The sequence below is a fragment of the Pseudomonas sp. TE36184 genome, assembly GCF_054060055.1.
Genome location: NZ_JBSSCU010000001.1, coordinates 639510 through 661123 on the forward strand (window position 1 = coordinate 639510; position 21614 = coordinate 661123).

Here is a 21614-nt window from a genome sequence, read left to right on the forward strand (position 1 = left end):
GCTTTGAAAAATGACAACAGCGATTATCCGGTGGGATAACGGTGGGTGACTACCCCCGAAAAATAGCATGCATTGGGCTTTTTTCTGCAAATGAGTGCGTTGGCGCTGAAACCTTTCATCTTAAAGCGCCAGCTCAGGTCGGTCGCGAAACTGTGCCAGGGCCTCCGGGTTGGCCAGCGCGTCGGTGTTTTTCACCGATTCGCCGTGTACCACATTGCGCACCGCCAGTTCGACGATCTTACCGCTGATGGTGCGCGGGATATCGCTGACAGCGAGGATCTTCGCCGGTACATGGCGTGGTGTGGTATTGGCGCGGATCACCTGGCGGATCTGCTGTTCGAGGGCGTCATCCAGTTCGACGCCGTCGTCGAGTCGCACGAACAGCACGACTCGCACATCGTCTTGCCAGCGTTGGCCAATGGCCAGGCTTTCCAGCACTTGCGGGACTTTTTCCACCTGCCGATAGATCTCGGCGGTGCCGATCCGCACGCCGCCAGGGTTGAGCACCGCGTCGGAGCGCCCGTGAATCAGCAGGCTGCCGTTGGGCCGCTGTTCGGCGTAGTCGCCCTGGGCCCACACGCCGGGGAATTGGCTGAAATAGGAGGCGCGCAGCTTTTTCTGCTGCGGGTCGTTCCACAGGCCGATGGGCATGGCGGGGAAGTGCCGGGTACACACCAGTTCGCCTTTTTCACCGAGCAACGGCCGCCCCTGGTCGTCCCACACCTCGATGGCCATCGCCAGGCTCTTGCATTGCATTTCGCCGCGGCGTACCGGCAGCACCGGGTTGCCGATGACGAAGCAGGAGACGATATCGGTGCCGCCAGACATCGATGACAGGCACACCTCGGCCTTGATCTCGCGGTACACGTAGTCGTAGCTCTGCGGCGACAGCGGCGAGCCAGTCGAAATCAGGCCCTTGAGGCTGCTCAGGTCATGGCTCAGGCGCGGCTGCAGGCCGGCTTTTTCCAGGGTGGCGAGGAACTTGGGGCTGGTGCCGAACACGCTGATCCGTTCCGCGTCGATCAGGTCGATCAAGCGCTCGGGGCCAGGGTGAAACGGCGAACCGTCGTACAGCACGGCGGTGGCGCCGAGCGCGAGTACCGAAACCAGCCAGTTCCACATCATCCAGCCGCAGGTGGTGTAGTAGAACAGGCAATCCTCGCGGGACAGGTCCGCATGCAGGCCGTGCTCCTTGAGGTGGGTGAGCAGCACGCCGCCGGTGCCGTGGATGATGCATTTGGGCACGCCGGTGGTGCCGCTGGAATAGAGGATATACAGCGGATGGTCGAACGGCACCGCGACGAACTCAGGCGCGCCGCCGGGTTGGTAGAAGTCACTCCACAGCGCGACATTGGCGTCGCTCCGATAGTCCTCGACCCGCGCCTGGGGCCGGGCATACGGCACGACGATCAGGTGCTGCAGGGAGGGCAGGCGTTCGAGGATCTCGTTGAGCTTGGCGCTCTGATCGATGGTTTTGCCGGCGTAGCGGTAACCGGCGCAGGCGATCAGCACCTTGGGCTCGATCTGGCCGAAACGGTCGATCACGCCTTGGGTGCCGAAGTCCGGCGATGAGCACGACCAGATCGCGCCCAGGCTGGTGGTGGCCAGCATGCCGACCAGGGTTTGCCAGGTGTTGGGCATGCACGCGGCAACCCGATCGCCCAGCCCGACCCCGGCCGCCCGCAGGCTGCGTTGCAGGCCGGCGACGTGGGCCGCCAGTTCGGCGTAGCTCAGTTGCTCGCGCTGGCCGTCTTCGCTGATGGCGACCACGGCGGGGTGAGCGTCGCGACGGCGCAGCAGGTGCTCGGCAAAGTTCAGGGTTGCGCCGGGGAACCACTCGGCGCTGGGCATCGCGGCGCCTTCGATCAATACCGCGCTGGGCGGGCTGCGAAACTGCACGTCGAAAAACGCCACGATCGCCTGCCAGAAGTCGGCGCGCTGGTCGATGCTCCACTGGTGCAACGCCGGGTAGTCGTCGAGCTGCACGCTGTAGCGGTCATTGATAAAGCGCCGGAACTGGTCCATCCGGGTGTGACGGATGCGTTCGGCGGAGGGTTGCCAGAGGATCTCGGACATAAGCACGTCTCTTATTCTTGTACAGTTCTTCCAAACAGTGGAGTTCGAATGTGGGAGGGGCGGTGCGACGATTCGACTTGCCCCCGATGGCGGAGTATCAGCTAGCACATGCGGTACTGACCCACTGCCATCGGGGGCAAGTCGAATCGTCGCACCGCCCCTCCCACATTGGATTTTCTGTGTTTTGTCTATTGGGCCAGCCAACCACCATCGATGTTCCATGCCGCGCCGCGCACTTGGGCACCGGCCTCGCTGCACAAAAACAATACCAGCTCACCCAGTTGCGGCGGGGTGACGAACTCCAGCGACGGCTGCTTCTCTGCCAGTAAATCATGTTGCGCCTGCTGCGGGTCGACGCCGTTGGCCGCGCGATCATCGATCTGCTTCTGCACCAGCGGCGTCAGCACCCAGCCGGGGCAGATCGCGTTGCAGGTCACGTTGCTGGTGGCGGTTTCCAGGCCGACTACCTTGGTCAGGCCAATCACGCCATGCTTGGCCGCGACGTAGGCGGCCTTGCCCACCGAACCCACCAGGCCATGCACCGAGGCGATATTGACGATGCGCCCCCAGCCCTTGGCCTTCATGCCCGGCAGGCTCAGGCGCGTGCTGTGGAACACCGACGACAGGTTGATCGCGATGATCGCATCCCAGCGCTCCACCGGAAACTCGTCCACCGCTGCCACATGCTGGATGCCGGCGTTGTTGACCAGAATATCCACGCCGCCGAATTCGCGCTCGGCGTAGGCGAGCATGTCGGCGATCTGCGCCGGGTCGCTGACGTCCGCCGGGTGATGCCCGACCTTGCCGCCGAACGCCTGTACCTGGGCGATCACCGCGCTGGCGTCGCCGAAGCCGTTGAGGATCAGGTTGGCGCCGGCCTCGGCCAGGCTCAGCGCTATGCCCAGGCCGATACCGCTGGTGGAGCCGGTGACCAGGGCGGTCTTGCCGTTCAAATTCGTCATGAAAACCTCACACAATGCCGGTGGCGTAGAAAGTACCGATCACCACGAACACCGCGAGGGTCTTAATGATCGTGATGCCGAAGATGTCCTTGTAGGCTTCGCGGTGGGTCAGCCCGGTGACCGCCAGCAAGGTGATCACCGCGCCGTTGTGGGGCAGGGTGTCCATGCCGCCGCTGGCCATGGCCGCGACCCGGTGCAGCACTTCAAGGGGAATATTCGCCGCATGGGCCGCCGCAATGAAACTCTCGGACATCGCCGCCAGGGCGATGCTCATGCCGCCGGACGCCGAGCCGGTGATACCGGCCAGCAGCGTCACGGTAATCGCTTCGTTGACCAGCGGGTTGGGGATGCCCTTGAGCCAGTCCGCCAGCACCAGAAAGCCCGGCAGCGAGGCGATCACCGCACCGAAGCCGTATTCCGAGGCGGTGTTCATCGCCGCCAGCAGCGCACCGCTGACCGCGCTCTTACTGCCTTCGGCGAGCTTGCTTTTGATCGCTGACCAGCCGAACACCAGCACCATCACGATGCCCACCAGCAACGCCGCCTGCACCGCCCAGATCGCGGTGAGTTTGGCGATTTCGGTGGTCACCGGCGCGCTCATGCCCGGCAGGCTGAGGCTGTGGGTCTTGCCGTACCACTGTGGGATCCAGTGAGTGAACAGCAGGTTCATCACGCCCACCAGGAGCAGCGGCGACAGCGCGATCCAGGGGTTGGGCAGGCTCAGGTTCTCGGCGGTTTCCGGCTCGTTGCGCAGTTCGGTGCCGTAGCCTTCACCGGCCCGTTGCGCCTTGTTGCGCTGGCGCGCCAGGTAGAGCATGCCGCTGCAGAACACGAAGATCGTGCCGATCAGCCCCAGCCACGGCGCAGCCCAGGCGGTGGTGTTGAAGAACGTGCTGGGGATGATGTTCTGGATCTGCGGCGTGCCGGGCAGCGCGTCCATGGTGAACGAGAACGCGCCGAGGGCGATGGTCGCCGGGATCAGGCGCTTGGGGATGTCGCTCTGGCGGAACATCTCCGCCGCGAACGGGTACACCGCAAACACCACCACGAACAGCGACACGCCGCCGTAGGTGAGCAGGGCGCAGACCAGCACGATCACCAGCATCGCCTGGCGCGTGCCGAGCAAGCGGATTGCGGCCGCCACAATCGAGCGCGAGAAACCCGACAGCTCGATCAGCTTGCCGAACACGGCACCGAGCAGGAACACCGGAAAATACAGTTTGATGAAACCGACCATTTTCTCCATGAACACCCCGGTAAACGCCGGGGCGACCGCGGACGGGTCGGTGAGCAGGACAGCGCCGAGGGCGGCGATGGGGGCAAACAAGATGACGCTGTAGCCACGGTAGGCAGCCAGCATCAGCAGCGCGAGGGCTGCCAAGGCAATGATCACACTCATGGTGTGTCTCCATCAGATTGTTATTTTTGTGGGGTGATGCGTTGGAGGAGGGTTATAGCGAGATGCGTGCCATGTTCATAACCTATTGAAATACATAGATATTATTGTATCCATGAACAAACTTTTCAGATCTGGTCTCAATTCAGAGACAAAAACACATCAAAGGTGGGAGGGGGCTTGCCCCCGATAGCGGTGGGTCTGTAAAGAATAGGCTGACTGAGGCACTGCCATCGGGGGCAAGCCCCCTCCCACAAGGATTGTCTTTGTTTTGAGAATTTTGTCTCTTTATTGAGATGCGGCCAGGCCCAGCGCGACCATTTTCTTGTACAAGGTCGACCTGCCCAGCCCCAAGCGCTGGGCCGCGGCCACCACGTTCCCGCCGCAGGCCTTGAGCGCCGCAGTGATCAACTGCCGATCGAAGCGCTCCCGCGCCGCTGCGAACGTCTCGCCTTCGAACGTTTCCATCGCCTCGCGCGCCACCGGGCTGAACGTGCCGATCGCGGCGCGAATCTCAGCCGCGCCCAACACCCGGTCATCGCTCAACAACGCCGCGCGTTCCAGCACGTTGCGCAGTTCGCGGATATTCCCCGGCCATGCATGCCGCGCCAACAGCGCCAGGGCCTCGCGGTCCAGTTCGTGATGGCTGCGCAGGTCTTCGAGGATCGCTTCGCTCAGCGCCGGAATATCTTCCAGGCGTTCGCGCAACGGCGGCACCTGGATCGGCAGCACATTCAGCCGGTAATACAGGTCGGCGCGAAACTCGCCGCGTTTGATCGCCGCTTCCAGGTCCATGGACGTGGCGGCGATCACCCGCACGTCGCTGTGCCGCATCTCGTTGGAGCCGACCGGTTCGTATTCCTTCTCCTGCAACACCCGCAACAGCTTGCTTTGCAGCGGCAGGGGCATGTCGCCGATTTCATCGAGAAACAGCGTGCCGCCCTGGGCGATCTGCAACTTGCCGGGGCGGCCTTTGCGGTCGGCGCCGGTAAACGCGCCGGGCGCGGTGCCGAAGAACTCGGCTTCGAGCAGGTCATGGGGAATGGCCGCGCTGTTGATACTGACAAATGCCTTGTGCGCCCGCGTCGAGGCGCCGTGGATCGCCTGGGCCAGCAACTCCTTGCCGGTGCCGGTCTCGCCGAGCAGCAACACCGGCGACTCGGCACTCGCACTGCGCCGTGCGCGGCGTTTGACTTCGAGGCTGGTGGCGCTGGTGCCGATAAAGTGCGCAAAGGTGTACTTGCTCTGGCGTGAACGCAGCAGCGAGCGGGTGGACGCCAGTTCTTGCTGCATGCTCAGGTAACGCTCGATCAGCGGCGACAGGTTGCGCAGCTCATCGAACAGCGCAAAGCCGATGGCGCCGATCACCGCGCCGGCGTCGTTGTGGATCGGCAGGCGCATCACCACCAACGGGCCTTTGGGTGTGTCCTGGATATCCAGCAGGATCGGCTGGTCGTTGCGCACCACCTGGCGCAACAGGCTGTTGGCGATGACCTGTTCGCAGGGTTGGCCGATGGCTTCGTCGGCGCTCTTGAGGCCGAAGCGCTTGGCGTAGCGCTCGTTCATCCACACGATGTTCGCGTCGCGGTCGACAATCACCGTGCCTTCGCTGGACTGCTCGATGATCTCGAACAGCGACTGGATGGCCAGGCCGCGAACCTGTTGGTAGTCCTTGAGGCTGGTACTCATGCGTGCAGAATCCTGTAGGAGCGAGCTTGCTCGCGAAAAACGTTAACGATGACGCGGGCCTGCTGGTTGAACGCGGTGTCCTTGCGCTTTTCGCGAGCAAGCTCGCTCCTACAAGGGGATGTGTGCGGCGGCCAGCAGTTCCTGGGTGTACGGGTGTTGCGGCGATTCAAACACATCATGGCTGGCGCCGCGCTCCACCACCTTGCCGTCCTTGATCACGATCATGTCGTGGGCCATGGCGCGCACCACGGCCAGGTCATGGCTGATGAACAGGTAGGTCAGGCCGTATTTGTCCTGCAGCTCACGCAGCAACGCCACCACTTGCTTCTGCACCGTGCGGTCGAGGGCCGAGGTGGGTTCGTCGAGCAGCATCAGCGCCGGCTTGAGCACCAGTGCGCGGGCGATGGCGATGCGCTGGCGCTGGCCACCGGAAAACTCGTGGGGGTAACGATACCGGCTGGCCGGGTCGAGGCCGACGTCCTTGAGCACCTGGATCACCTGCGCGTCACACTCGGCGAGGCTGCACGGTGCGTGGACTTCCAGGCCTTCGCTGATGATCTGCTGCACCGACATGCGCGGGCTGAGGCTGCCGTAAGGGTCCTGGAACACCACCTGCATCTGCTTGCGCCACGGGCGCATCTGTTTGTGGTTGAGCGCGTCGAGGGCGACGCCCTGGAAGCGGATGCTGCCGGTGGAGTCCAGCAGGCGCAGGATCGCCTGGCCCAGGGTGGATTTACCCGAGCCCGACTCGCCGACGATGCCCAGCGTCTTGCCGCGTTGCACGCTGAGGCTGATGCCGTCCACCGCGCGCAGGTAGGTCTTGCGCTGAAACAGGCCGCCGCCGAGGGGGAATTGCACGCTCAGGTCGTCGACCTGCAACACCGTTTCGCGCGTTTCGCCGCACAGCACCTCGCCCGCCGGTTCAGCGTCGAGCAGCAAGCGGCTGTAGGGGTGTTGTGGCGTGTTGAACAAGGTTTCGCAGTCGGCCTGTTCGACGATCTCGCCGGTATGCATCACGCACACGCGCTGCGCCATGCTGCGCACCAGGTTGAGGTCGTGGCTGATCAGCAGCAGCGACATGCCCAGGCGTTGCTGCAAGGATTTGAGCAGCAGCAGGATCTTGCGCTGCACGGTCACATCCAACGCGGTGGTGGGCTCGTCGGCGATCAGCAGTTCCGGCTCGCAGGCCAGGGCCATGGCGATCATCACGCGTTGGCGCTGGCCGCCGGAGAGTTGGTGCGGATAGGCCTTGAGCCGTTCCTGGGGGTTCTGGAGGCCGACCAGTTCGAGCAGTTCAATGATGCGCGCCTGTGCTGCTTTGCCGCCCATACCTTTGTGCAACAGCAGGGTTTCGCCGATCTGCTTTTCGATGCTGTGCAGCGGGTTGAGGGAGGTCATCGGCTCCTGGAAGATCATGGCGATGCGGTCGCCACGCAGCTTTTGCAGGGTGGCCGCCGATGCGCCGATCAACTCTTGGCCGCGATAGCGCACGGAGCCGCTGGTTTGCGTGCCGGCTTCAGGCAGCAGTTGCAGAATCGAAAGGGCCGTCACCGACTTGCCCGAGCCCGACTCGCCGACCAGCGCCAGGCACTCGCCGGGGCGCACATCCAGGCTCAGGTTGCGCACCACGGTCTGGCCGCTGAAGGCGACGCAGAGGTCGCGGATCTCGATCAGGTTGTCGCTCATACAGACTCACTCATGCACGGGGGTCGAAGGCATCGCGCAACGCCTCGCCGATAAATACCAGCAGCGACAGAATCAGCGCCAAGGTGAAAAACGCCGTCAGGCCCAGCCATGGCGCTTGCAGGTTCTGCTTGCCCTGGGCGATCAACTCACCCAGCGACGCGCTGCCCGCCGGCATGCCGAAGCCGAGGAAATCCAGGGCGCTCAAGGTGGAAATTGCGCCGGTCAAAATAAACGGCAGGTAGCTCAGGGTGGCCGTCATGGCATTGGGCAGGATGTGTCGGCGCATGATCTTGGCGTCGCTCAAACCCAGGGCCCGCGCCGCCTTGACGTACTCCAGGTTGCGCCCGCGCAGGAACTCGGCGCGCACCACGTCTACCAGGGCCAGCCAGGAAAACAGCGCCATGATCCCCAGCAGCCACCAGAAGTTCGGTTCGACAAAGCCGGACAGGATGATCAGCAGGTACAGCACCGGCAACCCGGACCACACTTCCAGCACCCGCTGACCGATCAGGTCGACCCAGCCGCCGTAGTAACCCTGCAACGCGCCCGCGGCGATGCCGATGCTCGCACTGATCGCGGTGAGCGCCAGGGCAAACAGGATCGACACCCGCGCGCCGAAGATCACCCGCGCCACCACGTCGCGCGACTGGTCGTCGGTGCCCAGCCAGTTCACCGCCGAGGGCGGGCTGGGGGCCGGGCGGGTCAGTTCGTAGTTGGGCGTGTCGTCGCTGAACGGCACCGGCGGGAACAGCATCCAGCCGCCGTCCTGCTTGATCAGCTTCTGCACGTAGTCGCTGCGATAGTCGGCCTGGAACGGCAATTGCCCGCCGAACTGCTGCTCGGTGTAGCGCTTGAACACCGGAAAATACAGCTCGTTCTTGAAGCTCAACACCAAGGGCTTGTCATTGGCGATCAACTCGCCGCCCAGGGTCAGGATGAACAGGCCGATAAACAGCCACAGTGACCACCAGCCGCGGCGGTTCTTCTTGAACCGCTCGAAACGCCGACGGGCCACGGGAGATAGATTGAACATCAGGCGTTCCTCGCGGCGAAGTCGATACGCGGGTCCACCAGGGTGTAGCAGAGGTCGCCGATCAGTTTTATCAAGAGGCCGAACAGGGTGAAGATAAACAGCGAACCGAACACCACCGGGTAGTCGCGGGACACCGCGGCTTCGTAGCTCATGCGCCCGAGGCCGTCGAGGGAAAAGATCACCTCGATCAGCAACGAGCCGGCAAAGAACACGCTGATAAACGCCTGGGGAATCCCCGAGATCACCAGCAGCATCGCATTGCGGAACACATGCCCGTACAGCACCTGCCGTTCGCTCAAGCCTTTGGCACGGGCGGTGACCACGTATTGGCGCGTGATCTCATTGAGGAACGAGTTTTTCGTCAGGATGGTCAGGGTGGCGAACCCGCCGATCACCAGCGCCGTAACCGGCAAGACCAGGTGCCAGAAATAGTCGGCGACCTTGCCCACCGTGCTCAGTTCGTCGAAGTTTTCCGAGACCAGGCCGCGCACCGGGAACCAGTTCAGCGAGGTGCCGCCGGCGAACACCACGATCAGGAACATCGCAAACAGGAACGCCGGCATCGCATAGCCGATCACGATGGCGGTGCTGCTCCACACATCGAAGTTGCTGCCATGGCGCACCGCCTTGCGGATCCCCAGGGGAATTGACACCAGGTAGGTGATCAGCGTGGCCCACAGGCCGAGGGAGATGGTCACCGGCATCTTTTCCAGGATCAGGTCGGTGACGGTCGCGCCGCGAAAGAAGCTGTTGCCGAAGTCCAGCCGGGCGTAGCTCTTGAGCATCAGCCACAGGCGCTCCGGCGCCGGCTTGTCGAAGCCGTATTGTTTTTCGATGTCCTTGATCAGTTTCGGGTCCAGGCCACGGCTGGCCCGCGAGCCGCTGCCGAGGCCTTCGCCGGCGGAACCGCCGATGCCGCCGCCGCCGATCCCTTGCAGGTGGGCGATCGCCTGTTCCACCGGCCCGCCGGGCGCGGCCTGCACGATCACGAAATTGACCAGCAGGATGATCACCAGCGTCGGGATGATCAACAGCAGGCGCCGCACGATATAGGCAAACATCAGCGCATCCCTCCGCGTTTTTTAAGCTCCGCGCTCATTTGTGCGTTTGTCAGTGGCGTGGGGCTGATTTCCCACCAGGTTTCCAGGGCTTCGTCATTCTTCGCCTCGATCGCCGGGCGGCCGAAGCGGTTCCACCACGCGGCGGACGTGCCGGGCGGGTAGTAATTGGGGATCCACAGGTAGTTCCATTGCAGCACCCGGTCCAGGGCGTGGGCGTAGGTGAGCATCTGCGCCTGGGTGTTGGCTTTCACCAGGCCCTTGATCAGGCTGTCGACGGCCGGGTCCTTGAGCACCATGTAGTTGTTGGCGCCCGGGTCGAACGCGGCGCTGGAGCCGAAGTAGTTGTACAACTCCATCCCCGGCGAGGTGGTGACCGGGAAGCCGGTGACGATCATGTCGTAGTCCCGCGTCATCAGCCGGTTGACGTACTGCGAGGAGTCGATGCGGCGGATGATCAGGGTGATGCCGATCTGCGCCAGGTTGCGCTTGTACGGCAGCAACAGACGCTCGAGGCCGGGTTGCGCATAGAGGAAGGTGAATTCCAGCGGTTCGCCCTCGGCGTTGACCAGCTTGTCGCCGTCGGGGTTCCAGCCGGCTTCTTCCAGCAGGGCCAAGGCTTGCAGCTGCTTGTCGCGGATCATGCCGCTGCCGTCGGTGACCGGGGCTTTGAAGACCTGGCTGAACACCTCGTCGGGCACCTGGCCGCGCAGGGGTTCGAGGATCGCCAGCTCTTCCGGGGTCGGCAATTCGCTCGCGGCCAGCGGGCTATTGGAGAAGTAGCTCTGCTGGCGGATGTACAGGTTGCGCATCATCTGCCGGTTGGCCCATTCGAAATCCCACAGCATCGCCAGGGCCTGGCGCACGCGGCGGTCCTGGAACATCGGTTTCTGCACGTTGAACACATAGCCTTGGGCCGGTTGCGGCATCTCTTTGGCCAGGTGCGCGCGTTGCAGGCGCCCGTCGTCCAGCGCCGGGCCGTTGTAGCCGATGGAATAACCGGTGGCGGAGAACTCGCGGTTGAAGTCATACGCGCCGCCACGCAGCACCTGGCGCGCCACTTCGGTGTCGCCGAAATATTCCAGGCTCAGGTGATTGAAGTTGTACAGACCGCGGCTGACCGGCAAGTCCTTGCCCCACCAATCAGGGTTGCGGGTAAAGGTGATGGTGCTGCCCGCGTCGATCTTGCTGATTTTGTACGGGCCGCTGCCCAGCGGCGCTTCGTAGCCGCCGCCGTTGGCGAAGTCGCGGGTTTTCCACCAGTGCTCGGGGAACACCGGCAGGGTGGCGATATCCAGCGCCAGGGTGCGGTTTTCATCGCTGGAAAAATCGAAGCGCACCTGGCGTTCGCCTTCGACTTCGACGTGTTTGACGTCGGCGAACAGCGTGCGAAAGCGCAGGCTGCCCTGGGTCATCAGCAAATCGAAGCTGTAGCGCACGTCTTCGGCGGTGATCGGTGTGCCATCGGCAAAACGGGCCTTGGGGTTGAGGTAGAAGCGCAGCGACAGGCCGTCGTCCGCGCGTTCCATCTTCTCGGCGACCAGGCCGTAGACCGTGTACGGCTCGTCCAGGGAGCGCAGGGCCAGGGGCGAGTAGAGCCAGCCGTCGATCTGGGACACGCCGATGCCTTTGTCGATATAGGGCAGCACATGGTCGAAGCGCCCGATCTCGATGGCCGAACGCCGCAGGCTGCCGCCCTTGGGCGCGTTGGGGTTGGCATAGTCGAAATGGCTGAAGCCGGCGCCATATTTGGCCGGTTCGCCATACACAGTCAGGTAGGTTTGCGGGGCCGCGATCACAGCGGTGCTGGCCAGCAGCAGGGCCAGGGTGGAGCTGAATAGAGTCGAAAAAGCCAGTCGCATTATCTGCCTTGAGCGCCGGGTGAAGGAGAATAGGGATTTGTACGCTAACGGCCTGAGCATCGCCAGTCATCCCATGCACAACGGCCCACCAAAAGGCGGGCCGTTGTTTCAAGCATCAGCGTGGACTGAATCAGTCCTGACGGCTGGTGACTTCCAGCAGGTGATAACCGAACTGGGTTTTCACCGGGCCTTGCACGGTGTTGACCGGGGCGCTGAACACGACGGTGTCGAATTCTTTAACCATCTGGCCTGGACCGAACGAGCCCAGGTCGCCGCCTTGACGGCTGGATGGGCAGCTGGAATTGGCTTTGGCGACTTCTGCGAAATCGGCGCCGCCTTCGATCTGGGCCTTGAGTTCGTTGCACTTGTCTTCGGTGGCAACGAGGATGTGACGGGCGGTGGCTTTGGCCATGGGAATTAACTCCTTGAGTAAAAACGCTGAGCGTACCGGATTCGGGCGGTTATTTCCTGGCAAAGTTCCCCTGTCCGTGGCGGGCGTGCTTGATCTACGACAAGGGCAAAGCGCAGGCTGCAGCGCAAGATTGTCGCATTCATCTGTTTAGGAGCCGTGCTATGCAAGTGCTCGATCGACGCAAGGCCATGGCTATTCCCCCATTGTTTCGCCTGGCATTCCGCCCGTTTTTCCTCGGTGCCTGCCTGTTGGCGGTACTGGTCATTCCTCTGTGGTTGTTCGCCCTGGGCGGCGCCACCGGTACTTGGCAACCGGCCGGCGGCTGGCTGGCCTGGCACCGGCATGAGCTGCTGTTCGGCTTTGGCGTGGCGATCATCGCCGGCTTTTTGCTGACCGCGGTGCAGACCTGGACCGGCCGCCCCGGCCTCAGCGGCGCGCCCCTGGCGTTGCTCGCCGGGTTATGGCTGGCGGCGCGCCTGGGTTGGTTGCTGAACCTGCCGTGGCCGCTGCTGGCGGTGCTGGAACTGAGTTTTCCGCTGGCGGTGGCCGGGGTGATGGGCTGGACGCTGTGGAAGGTCAGGCAAACCCGTAACTACCCGATTGTACTGGTGCTGGGCTTGCTCGCCGTGGCAGACGCGTTGGCGTTGTATGGGTTGCTGCACCATGACGAGGGCGTGGAGCGCCAGGCGGTGCTCACGGGGTTATGGCTGGTGGCGGCGATGATGGGGCTGATCGGCGGTCGGGTGATTCCATTCTTCACCCAACGTGGCCTGGGCTGGGTCGATGCGGTCAAGCCGTGGCCGTGGCTGGACCGTGTGTTGCTGGGCGGTTCGATCCTGGTGGCGTTGCTTTACGCCAGCGGGCTGGCGGTGTTCCCCAGCCGGTGGAGCGGCGTACTGTTCGCTGTGCTTGGCCTGGGCCACTTGCTGCGCCTGGCGCGCTGGCATGACCGTGGCATGTGGCGCGTGCCGCTGCTGTGGTCGCTGCACCTGGCCTACGCATGGTTGGCCGTGGCCTGCCTGGGCATGGCGCTGTGGCATTTCGGTGCGCCGCTCAACCCGAGCCTGGCCGTGCATGCGCTGACGATCGGCGCCATGGCCGGGCTGATCCTGGCGATGGTGGCGCGGGTCAGCCTGGGCCATACCGGTCGGCCGTTGCAGCCGCCGGGCGGGATGACCCTGGCGTTCGCCCTGTTGAACCTGGCGGCTGTGTGCCGGGTGGCACTGGTGTTGATCTGGCCCGTGGCGGCCTTGTGGCTGGCGGGGCTGTGCTGGTCGGTCGGCCTGGGCTTGTACCTGTGGCGGTATGGCCCGATGTTGTGGCGGGCGCGGGTCGACGGGCACCCCGGTTAGGAGCATTGCATGCTGTATTCGTGGTTGTTGATCGTGCATCTGCTGGCGGCGATCGCCTTTATCGGCACGCTGTTCTTTGAAGTGGTGATCTGGCACAGCGCCCGCGAGGAGCTGGCGTGGTCGGCGCGTTTCACCGCAGAACACGCGATCGCCCGGCGTTCGCGGCGGGTGCTGCATGGCGTGGTGGTGCTGCTGTATGGTGCGGGTATCGGCCTGGCCTGGCATTACCGCGGTCTGCCATGGAACAGTCATTTCGGACTGTTCCTGAGCCTGAAAATCTTCCTCGCCCTGAGCATCATCGGGCACTACCTGCTGCTGGCCTACTGGCTGACCCGCGAGCGCCTGAGCCCCAAGCGTGCGCTGTGGATACGGCGCAGCATTCTCGCGCACATGGTGGTGATCGTGGTGCTGGCGAAGTCATTGTGGTGAGCCGCCTGCGGCGCCATGACGCGGCGGATTGTTGATCGCGGTCAAGGGCTAAAACCTGCGCAGTTCCCACACTGTGGCGAATTCTCTGGAGGTTCGTCCCATGCCCCTGTCCCTCGCGCAACTGCGCCGCAACTACACCCTCTACGGCCTGCGGGACGACGGCGAGCAAGACGATCCGCTGGTGTTGTTCGGCCAGTGGCTGAGCCAGGCGCGCAAGACCGAAGCGCCTCCCGCCGAGGCCAACAGCATGGCCCTGGCCACGGTCGACAGGGAAGGGTACGCCCATTGCCGCATCCTGCTGCTCAAGGGCTTCAGCGCCGAAGGTTTTGTGTTTTTTGGCAATTACCAGAGCGCCAAGGGCGAGGAACTGGCGAGCAACCCCCATGCCGCGATGACGTTTTTCTGGCCCGGCCTGGAGCGCCAGGTGCGTATTGAAGGCGCGGTCGAGCGCCTCGATCCGGCGCTGTCGGACGCCTATTTCCTCGACCGCCCGGCCGCCAGCCAACTTGGTGCCTGGGCCTCCCCGCAGAGTCAGCCGCTGACCCACCGCAGCGAGCTGGAAGGTTTGCTGCGTGAGGTCACCGAGCGGTTCGCCGGCCAGCAACCGCCACGGCCCGAGCACTGGGGCGGGTACTGCCTGCAACCGCGCCGCATCGAGTTCTGGCAAGGCCGCCCCGACCGCCTGCATGACCGCCTCGACTACCGCCTGCGAGACGGCGCCTGGCAGCGCACACGGCTGGCGCCCTGACGAGGTACCTCCTTCGAGGAATAGGCCCTGCGCCCGTTGCGGCGCAGGCTGAGCGCATCTTTTTATCTGCCTGGAGCCTTGATCATGGCCCATTTGACCCAACGCAGTTTTGTCTCCCTGAACATTGCCGTACTGACCATCAGCGACACCCGCACCTTTGACACCGATACCTCCGGGCAGACCCTGGTAGAGCGCCTAGAAGGTGCCGGCCATGTGCTGATCGACCGTGGCCTGGTGATGGACGATATCTACCAGATCCGCGCCCGTGTTTCGCAGTGGATCGCCGACCCTCAGGTGCAAGTGATCCTGATGACCGGCGGCACCGGCTTCACCGCTCGCGACAACACGCCACAAGCGGTGTTGCCGCTGCTGGATAAACAAGTGGACGGGTTCGGCGAGCTGTTCCGCCAGGTGTCCCTGGCGGAAATCGGCATGTCCACCTTGCAGTCCCGCGCCCTGGCGGGCATGAGCAATGGCGTGCTGGTGTGCTGCATGCCCGGTTCGCCCGGCGCGTGCCGTACCGCCTGGGACCAGATTCTGCTCAGTCAATTGGACAGCCGCACCGGCCCGTGCAACTTCGTTGCGCACCTCAAGCCTCAGTTCGAACAAGCGCTCAGCGCCTGCGAGGCGCGGTCATGAACACCCGCGTGTGCGACAGCGGGCAATTGATGCCGGTGGACGAGGCGATCGAGCAACTGCTGGCGCAGGCGCCACCTGCGCCGCCCACCGAAGTCATCCCCCTCGGCCAGGCCGCGGGTCGGGTGATCGCCGAAGAATTGTTTTCACCTCTCGACCTGCCGTGCTGGGACAACAGCGCCATGGACGGCTATGCCCTGCGCGCCGCCGATGTGCCGGAGCAGGGCGGCTACTTGGTGCTGGCCGGGCGGATTGCTGCCGGGCACAGCAGCGATGAGCTTTTACAGGCCGGGCAGACAGTACGGATTTTCACCGGTGCGCCGCTGCCGCCCGGCGCCGACAGCGTGGTGCCCCAGGAGCGTTGCCGCGTCTACGGCCAGCGTATCTGGTGCCCGCCGCTGCGCCTGGGCGAACACGTGCGCAAGCGCGGTGAAGAAATGCAGCGCGGGCAACGCCTGTTGCGTGTCGGCCAGCGCCTGCGCGCCCAGGAAGTCGGCCTGCTGGCGTCGGCCGGCATTCCGTGGGTCAAGGTCTATCGCCCCCTGCGCGTGTGCCTGCTGAGCAGCGGCGATGAACTGCGCGAGCCGGGCGAGTCGCTGGCGCCGGGGCAGATCTACAACAGCAACCGCCACCTGGTGACCGCGTTATTGCGCGGTTGGGGCGTGGAGGTGCTCGACTACGGGGTGATGGCCGACGCGTTGGCCGCCAGCCGCGACGCGTTGATCCTCGCGTCGTCCGAATGCGACCTGCTGCTGACCACCGGCGGTGTGTCGGTGGGCGAGGAGGATCATCTCAAACAAGCCATCCAGGAACTCGGTCGCGTGGATTTCTGGCGCCTGGCGATCCAGCCCGGCAAGCCTCTGGCGTTTGGCGAAGTGGCGGGCAAACCGTGGATCGGCCTGCCCGGCAACCCGTCTGCCGCGCTGATCACCGCGTTGGTGGTGGTGCGCCCGTTCCTGTTGCGCGCCCAGGGCGTCGAACGCGTGTTGCCGGTGCCGGTCCAGGTGCCGGCCGGTTTTGAATGGCCTACCCCCAACAAGCGCCGCCAGTACCTGCGCGCACGCTTGAGCCCCGGCGCGGATGGGCAATTGCGCGCCGTCCTGCACCCCCAGCAAAGCTCGGCGATGCTCACCGCCGCCTGCTGGGCCGATGGCCTGGTGATTGTCGAGCGCGAGCAACTGCTGCTCAAGGATGCACCGGTGCCTTTCTTGTCTTTCGCCGAGTTTCAATGAGGAGTCTCCATGCAACTGGTCTGCCCGGCAGGCAACCTGCCTGCGCTGAAAGCCGCGGTGCGCCAAGGCGCCGATGCGGTGTATGTCGGTTTTCGCGATGACACCAATGCCCGGCATTTCGCCGGGCTGAACATGGACGACAAGCAGTTCGACGCCGCCGTCGCCCATATCCGCCAGCACCAGCGCAAGCTGTATGTGGCGGTCAATACCTACCCGCAACCGAAGATCTGGTCACGCTGGCAACGCGCCGTCGACCGTGCGGCCGATCATGGCGTGGATGCGCTGATCGCCGGCGACCCGGGTGTGCTCGGCTATGCTGCCGCGCACCATCCGCAGATGGCGTTGCACTTGTCGGTGCAGGGCTCGGCCACCCATGCGGCGGCGCTGAAGTTCTACGTCGAACGTTATGGCATCCGCCGCGCGGTGCTGCCGCGGGTGCTGTCGCTGGCCCAGGTCAAACAGGTGGCGGCGAGCAGCGTGGTGCCGATCGAAGTGTTCGGCTTCGGCAGCCTGTGCATCATGGCCGAAGGGCGTTGCCACTTGTCGTCGTATATCACCGGTGAGTCGCCCAACCTGTGCGGCGTGTGCTCGCCGGCCAAGGCGGTGCGCTGGAGCGACGACGCCGATGGCCTCAGCGCGCGCCTCAGTGAAGTGCTGATCGACCGCTACACCCCGGAGGAACCGGCCGGCTACCCGACCTTGTGCAAAGGCCGCTTCCTGGTCGGCGGCAAGCGCTTCCATGCCCTCGAAGAACCGACCAGCCTCGACACCCTGGACCTGTTGCCCGAACTCAGCGCCATCGGCGTGGAGGCGGTGAAGATCGAAGGCCGGCAACGCAGCCCGGCCTATGTGGAACAAGTCACCCGAGTCTGGCGCGCCGCCCTCGACGCCCACCGCAGCGCCCCGGCCAATTTTGTGGTCAAGGACCAGTGGCGCCAGGTGCTGGCCGGACTTTCCGAAGGCAGCCAGACCACCCTGGGTGCTTACCATCGCGCATGGCAATGAGGAAACACAGATGAAGCTCAGCCTGGGACCGGTGCTGTTTTATTGGGATAAGGAACACTTGGGGCGCTTCTATTCAGACATGGCCGGCTTGCCCCTGGACGTGATTTACCTGGGGGAAACCGTGTGCTCCAAACGCCGCGCGTTTTCCCTGGATCAATGGTTGGGCCTGGGCCGCGAGTTGCAGTCGTGCAGCTCGGCGCAGATCGTGCTGTCGAGCCTGACCTTGATCGAAGCCGCCTCTGAACTGTCGAGCCTGCGCCGCCTGTGCGACAACGGCGAGGTGCTGGTCGAGGCCAACGACATGGGCGCGGTGCAGTTGCTGATCGAGCGCAAGTTGCCTTTTGTCGGCGGCCCGGCGCTCAACCTGTACAACGGCCACGCCCTGGCGCAATTGCTCGATGCGGGCATGCAGCGCTGGGTGCCGCCGGTGGAGTGCTCGCAAAGCCTGATCGCCGATGTGCTGGAACAGGTGCGCGAACTCGGCCGGCCGCTGCCCGAAGTGGAGATCTTCGCCTATGGGCATTTGCCCCTGGCGTACTCGGCCCGTTGCTTCACCGCCCGCGCGGAAAACCGGCCCAAGGACGATTGCCAGTTCTGTTGCATCAACTACCCCGACGGCATGGCCCTGACCAGCCAGGAAGGGCAACCGTTGTTCACCTTGAACGGGATTCAGACGATGTCGGCCGATGTCACCAACCTGCTCGCCGATTACCCCGGCCTGGTCGCGTGTGGCGCTGACCTGTTGCGCCTGAGCCCACGCGCCGAAGGGATGGTCGGTGTGGTCCAGGCGTTCGACCAGGTGCGCCAGGGCGCGATGCCGCCGTTGTGCGTCGACGGTTGCAACGGTTACTGGCATGGCCAGGCCGGCATGCTGCGGGTCGAGGAGGTGGGCCTGTGTTGAGTCGCAAACAATGGCTGCTCAAGGGCGCCGATCGCTTGTTGCCGCTGGTGCGCCACGTGCCGTTTCGGGTGCAGCGCCTGGCCTTGCAGCAAGGCCTCAACCGCTGTCTGGCCGAGCCGTTGCGCGACGGCGGCTTCGACCTGCTGCGCGGGCGCTGGATGTGCCTGCGCATCCCCGACCTTGGGCTGTGCTGGTACCTGACGCTGGCGCGGGATGGCTTGCGCATCGCTGAAAAAGCCGAGGCCCAGGTGACCATCAGTGGTAACTGGCGCGAGTTCTTGTTGCTGGCCAGTCGCCAGGAAGATCCGGACACCTTGTTCTTCCGGCGTCGCTTGGTGATTGAAGGCGACACGGAGTTGGGGCTGGGCTTGAAGAACCTGATCGACAGCCTGGACCCGGACGTATTGCCGGGCTGGTTGTGGCGCAACCTGGAGCGGGCCGGGCGCGGGCTGGCGGCCTGAGGCGAGCGACCTATCCTTTCGCGCTGAACGGATAGGTCACGGCCCTGGGCTAAGGCGTCGGCACCAGAAACGCCGCCTCCAGCAACTGCCGGGTATAGGCATGCTGCGGGTTGGCGAAAATCGCCGGCGCGTCGCCCTGTTCCACCACCTGCCCATGCTTGACCACCATCAACTGGTGACTCAACGCTTTGACCACCGCCAGGTCATGGCTGATGAACAGATAGGTCAGGTTGTACTTGGCCTGCAAACCGCGCAGTAATTCCACCACTTGGCGCTGCACCGTGCGGTCGAGCGCCGAGGTCGGTTCGTCGAGCAGGATCAGGCGCGGCTTGAGCACGAGGGCGCGGGCAATGGCGATGCGTTGGCGCTGGCCGCCGGAGAACTCGTGGGGGTAGCGATGCCGCGACTGCGGGTCGAGGCCGACTTCCTTGAGCGCTGCGATGATCGCCGCTTCCTGCTCCGCCGGGCTGCCCATCTTGTGAATGCGCAGGCCTTCGCCGACGATCTCACTGACGCACATGCGCGGGCTGAGGCTGCCGAACGGGTCCTGGAACACCACCTGCATTTCCCGGCGCAACGGGCGCACCTGTTGCTGGGTCAGGCGGTCGAGTTGCTGGCCTTCGAAGCGAATCCCGCCTTTGCTCGCGATCAGGCGCAGGATCGCCAGGCCGAGGGTGGACTTGCCCGAGCCGCTTTCGCCGACGATGCCCAGGGTTTGCCCCTGGGGCAGGCTGAAGTTGATGCCGTCCACCGCCTTGACGTAATCGACGGTGTTGCGCAAAAAGCCTTTCTTGATCGCAAACCAGACTTTCAAGTCGTCCACTTCCAGCAACGGTGGCCCGACGGCGGTGGCGGCCGGCCCGCCGCTGGGTTCGGCGGCGAGCAGCTCCTGGGTGTAAGGGTGCTGCGGCGACTGGAACAAGGTTTCGCAATCGGCTTGCTCGACGATGCAACCCTGTTGCATCACGCACACACGGTGGGCAATGCGCCGCACCAGGTTCAAGTCGTGGCTGATCAGCAGCAACGCCATGCCCAGGCGCGCCTGCAGCTCCTTGAGCAGCTCGAGGATCTTCAACTGCACCGTCACGTCGAGGGCGGTGGTCGGTTCGTCGGCAATCAACAGCTCCGGCTCGTTGGCCAGGGCCATGGCGATCATCACCCGTTGGCGCTGGCCGCCGGACAGTTCGTGGGGCAGCGCCTTGAGGCGTTTATGCGGCTCGGGAATGCCCACCAGTTCGAGCAACTCGAGGGTGCGCCGGGTCGCGACTTTGCCGGTCAGCCCTTTGTGCAGGCCGAGCACTTCGTTGATCTGCTTCTCGATGCAGTGCAGCGGGTTCAACGAGGTCATCGGCTCCTGGAAGATCATCGCAATGCGGTTGCCGCGAATATGCCGGATGGTTTTTTCGTTGAGGGTCAGCAGGTCCTGGCCGACGTATTCGATGGTGCCGGCGGGGTGCCGCGCCAAGGGGTAGGGCAGCAGGCGCAGGATCGAGTGGGCGGTCACCGATTTGCCGGAGCCGCTTTCGCCGACCAGCGCCAGGGTTTCGCCGCGCTTGATGTCGAAGCTGACGTGGTTCACCACGCGGTGGTGATGCTCGCCGGTGACGAACTCGACGCAGAGGTCGCGGACTTCGATCAGATTGTCCTGATTCATCTCATTTCCTCGGGTCGAAGGCATCGCGAGCGGACTCGCCGATAAACACCAGCAAACTCAACATGATCGCCAGCACGGCAAAGGCACTCATGCCCAGCCACGGCGCTTGCAGGTTGGATTTGCCCTGGGCCACCAGTTCCCCCAGCGACGGCGAACCCGCCGGCAGGCCGAAGCCGAGGAAGTCCAGGGCGGTCAGGGTGCCGATGGCGCCGGTGAGGATGAACGGCATGAAGGTCATGGTCGAGACCATGGCATTGGGCAGGATATGGCGGAACATGATCGCGCCGTTCTGCATGCCCAGCGCCCTGGCCGCGCGCACGTATTCCAGGTTGCGCCCGCGCAGGAACTCGGCGCGGACCACGTCCACCAGGCTCATCCACGAGAACAGCAGCATGATCCCCAGCAGCCACCAGAAGTTGGGCTGCACGAAACTGGCGAGGATGATCAGCAGGTACAGCACCGGCAAGCCCGACCAGATCTCCAGGAAGCGTTGCCCGGCCAGGTCGACCCAGCCGCCATAGAAGCCCTGCAGGGCCCCGGCGATCACGCCGATGATCGAGCTGAGCACGGTCAGGGTCAGGGCAAACAGCACCGACACGCGAAAGCCATAGATCACCCGCGCCAAGACGTCGCGGCCCTGGTCATCGGTGCCCAGCAGGTTGACCGAAGACGGCGGCGCGGGGGCTGGCACCTTCAGGTCGTAGTTGATGCTCTGATAGCTGAACGGGATCGGCGCCCACAGCGTCCACGCGCCCTTGGCCTTGAGCAGCTCCTGGATATACGGGCTCTTGTAGTTGGCCTCCAGGGGGAACTCGCCGCCGAAGGTGGTTTCCGGGTAGCGTTTGAGCGCCGGGAAATACCAGTCGCCGTCGTAATGCACCACCAGCGGTTTGTCGTTGGCGATCAGCTCGGCGCCCAGGCTCAGGCCGAACAGGATCAGGAACAGCCACAGCGACCACCAGCCGCGTTTGTTCGCCTTGAACCGCTCGAACCGGCGGCGATTGAGGGGGGACAGATTCATC

Annotated in this window: 19 protein-coding genes; 8 read left to right on the plus strand and 11 right to left on the minus strand. The window is 64.2% G+C overall.

Translation table 11 applies throughout. From position 1 onward, the window contains the following. Window positions 1-120: 120 nt before the first annotated feature. From ACVWZP_RS02995 to ACVWZP_RS03035, 9 genes are all read right to left on the minus strand, one after another. Window positions 121-2076: an acetoacetate--CoA ligase gene (locus ACVWZP_RS02995; RefSeq protein ID WP_457369352.1), complete on the minus strand. Its 1956-nt coding sequence runs from the start codon at window positions 2074-2076 to the stop codon at window positions 121-123. A gap of 188 nt (window positions 2077-2264) precedes the next feature. Then, complete coding sequence (locus ACVWZP_RS03000; RefSeq protein WP_017846642.1) at window positions 2265-3038, minus strand: 3-hydroxybutyrate dehydrogenase; 774 nt, start codon at window positions 3036-3038, stop codon at window positions 2265-2267. Between the two features lie 7 nt (window positions 3039-3045). Next, window positions 3046-4437, minus strand: coding sequence for a GntP family permease (locus tag ACVWZP_RS03005; protein ID WP_046383116.1), 1392 nt, complete (start codon window positions 4435-4437; stop codon window positions 3046-3048). A 285-nt stretch (window positions 4438-4722) separates the two neighbouring features. Beyond that, window positions 4723-6123, minus strand: coding sequence for a sigma-54 interaction domain-containing protein (locus ACVWZP_RS03010; protein WP_457369353.1), 1401 nt, complete (start codon window positions 6121-6123; stop codon window positions 4723-4725). 108 nt (window positions 6124-6231) lie between these two features. Beyond that, window positions 6232-7809 (minus strand): ABC transporter ATP-binding protein, encoded by a 1578-nt coding sequence (locus tag ACVWZP_RS03015; RefSeq protein ID WP_448120347.1) that lies wholly within the window; start codon window positions 7807-7809, stop codon window positions 6232-6234. 10 nt (window positions 7810-7819) lie between these two features. Then, entirely contained in the window at window positions 7820-8842 is a 1023-nt protein-coding gene (locus ACVWZP_RS03020; RefSeq protein WP_017846638.1) for an ABC transporter permease, read from the minus strand. Continuing rightward, window positions 8842-9903, minus strand: a complete 1062-nt coding sequence (locus tag ACVWZP_RS03025; RefSeq protein WP_057005432.1) for a microcin C ABC transporter permease YejB — start codon at window positions 9901-9903, stop codon at window positions 8842-8844. The genes ACVWZP_RS03020 and ACVWZP_RS03025 overlap by 1 nt, the downstream gene beginning before the upstream one ends. Continuing rightward, window positions 9903-11762, minus strand: a complete 1860-nt coding sequence (locus ACVWZP_RS03030; protein WP_017846636.1) for an extracellular solute-binding protein — start codon at window positions 11760-11762, stop codon at window positions 9903-9905. Before ACVWZP_RS03030 ends, ACVWZP_RS03025 begins: the two co-directional genes overlap by 1 nt. Window positions 11763-11892: 130 nt before the next feature. After that, window positions 11893-12174, minus strand: a complete 282-nt coding sequence (locus ACVWZP_RS03035; protein ID WP_003208024.1) for a peptidylprolyl isomerase — start codon at window positions 12172-12174, stop codon at window positions 11893-11895. A 161-nt stretch (window positions 12175-12335) separates the two neighbouring features. On the opposite strand from ACVWZP_RS03035, the gene ACVWZP_RS03040 reads away from it, so the two are divergent. The 8 genes from ACVWZP_RS03040 to ubiT all read left to right on the plus strand — a co-directional run bounded on the left by ACVWZP_RS03040 (window position 12336) and on the right by ubiT (window position 18938). Then, window positions 12336-13526, plus strand: coding sequence for an NnrS family protein (locus tag ACVWZP_RS03040; protein ID WP_457369354.1), 1191 nt, complete (start codon window positions 12336-12338; stop codon window positions 13524-13526). A gap of 9 nt (window positions 13527-13535) precedes the next feature. Then, window positions 13536-13955: a hypothetical protein gene (locus ACVWZP_RS03045; protein WP_057005429.1), complete on the plus strand. Its 420-nt coding sequence runs from the start codon at window positions 13536-13538 to the stop codon at window positions 13953-13955. A gap of 100 nt (window positions 13956-14055) precedes the next feature. Continuing rightward, window positions 14056-14703, plus strand: a complete 648-nt coding sequence (gene pdxH, locus ACVWZP_RS03050; RefSeq protein ID WP_128192529.1) for a pyridoxamine 5'-phosphate oxidase — start codon at window positions 14056-14058, stop codon at window positions 14701-14703. A gap of 84 nt (window positions 14704-14787) precedes the next feature. Then, window positions 14788-15342: a molybdenum cofactor biosynthesis protein B gene (gene moaB, locus ACVWZP_RS03055; protein WP_046383123.1), complete on the plus strand. Its 555-nt coding sequence runs from the start codon at window positions 14788-14790 to the stop codon at window positions 15340-15342. Next, window positions 15339-16571 carry a molybdopterin molybdotransferase MoeA gene (locus tag ACVWZP_RS03060; RefSeq protein WP_046383124.1) on the plus strand — a complete coding sequence of 411 codons (1233 nt, stop codon included), beginning with the start codon at window positions 15339-15341 and terminating at the stop codon, window positions 16569-16571. The genes moaB and ACVWZP_RS03060 overlap by 4 nt, the downstream gene beginning before the upstream one ends. 9 nt (window positions 16572-16580) lie before the next feature. Beyond that, a complete protein-coding gene (ubiU, locus tag ACVWZP_RS03065) occupies window positions 16581-17576 on the plus strand; it encodes a ubiquinone anaerobic biosynthesis protein UbiU (RefSeq protein ID WP_017846630.1) in 996 nt (331 codons plus the stop codon). A gap of 10 nt (window positions 17577-17586) precedes the next feature. Continuing rightward, the gene (locus tag ACVWZP_RS03070; RefSeq protein WP_046383125.1) at window positions 17587-18477 is read left to right on the plus strand and encodes a U32 family peptidase; all 891 of its coding nucleotides are present in this window, start codon (window positions 17587-17589) and stop codon (window positions 18475-18477) included. Continuing rightward, entirely contained in the window at window positions 18471-18938 is a 468-nt protein-coding gene (gene ubiT, locus ACVWZP_RS03075; protein WP_017846628.1) for a ubiquinone anaerobic biosynthesis accessory factor UbiT, read from the plus strand. The genes ACVWZP_RS03070 and ubiT overlap by 7 nt, the downstream gene beginning before the upstream one ends. A gap of 49 nt (window positions 18939-18987) precedes the next feature. Here ubiT and ACVWZP_RS03080 read toward each other — a convergent pair whose 3' ends face one another. Beyond that, window positions 18988-20592 carry an ABC transporter ATP-binding protein gene (locus tag ACVWZP_RS03080; RefSeq protein ID WP_128192527.1) on the minus strand — a complete coding sequence of 535 codons (1605 nt, stop codon included), beginning with the start codon at window positions 20590-20592 and terminating at the stop codon, window positions 18988-18990. 1 nt (window position 20593) lies between these two features. Beyond that, the gene (locus tag ACVWZP_RS03085) at window positions 20594-21613 is read right to left on the minus strand and encodes an ABC transporter permease (RefSeq protein WP_017846626.1); all 1020 of its coding nucleotides are present in this window, start codon (window positions 21611-21613) and stop codon (window positions 20594-20596) included. Between the last annotated feature and the right edge of the window lies 1 nt (window position 21614).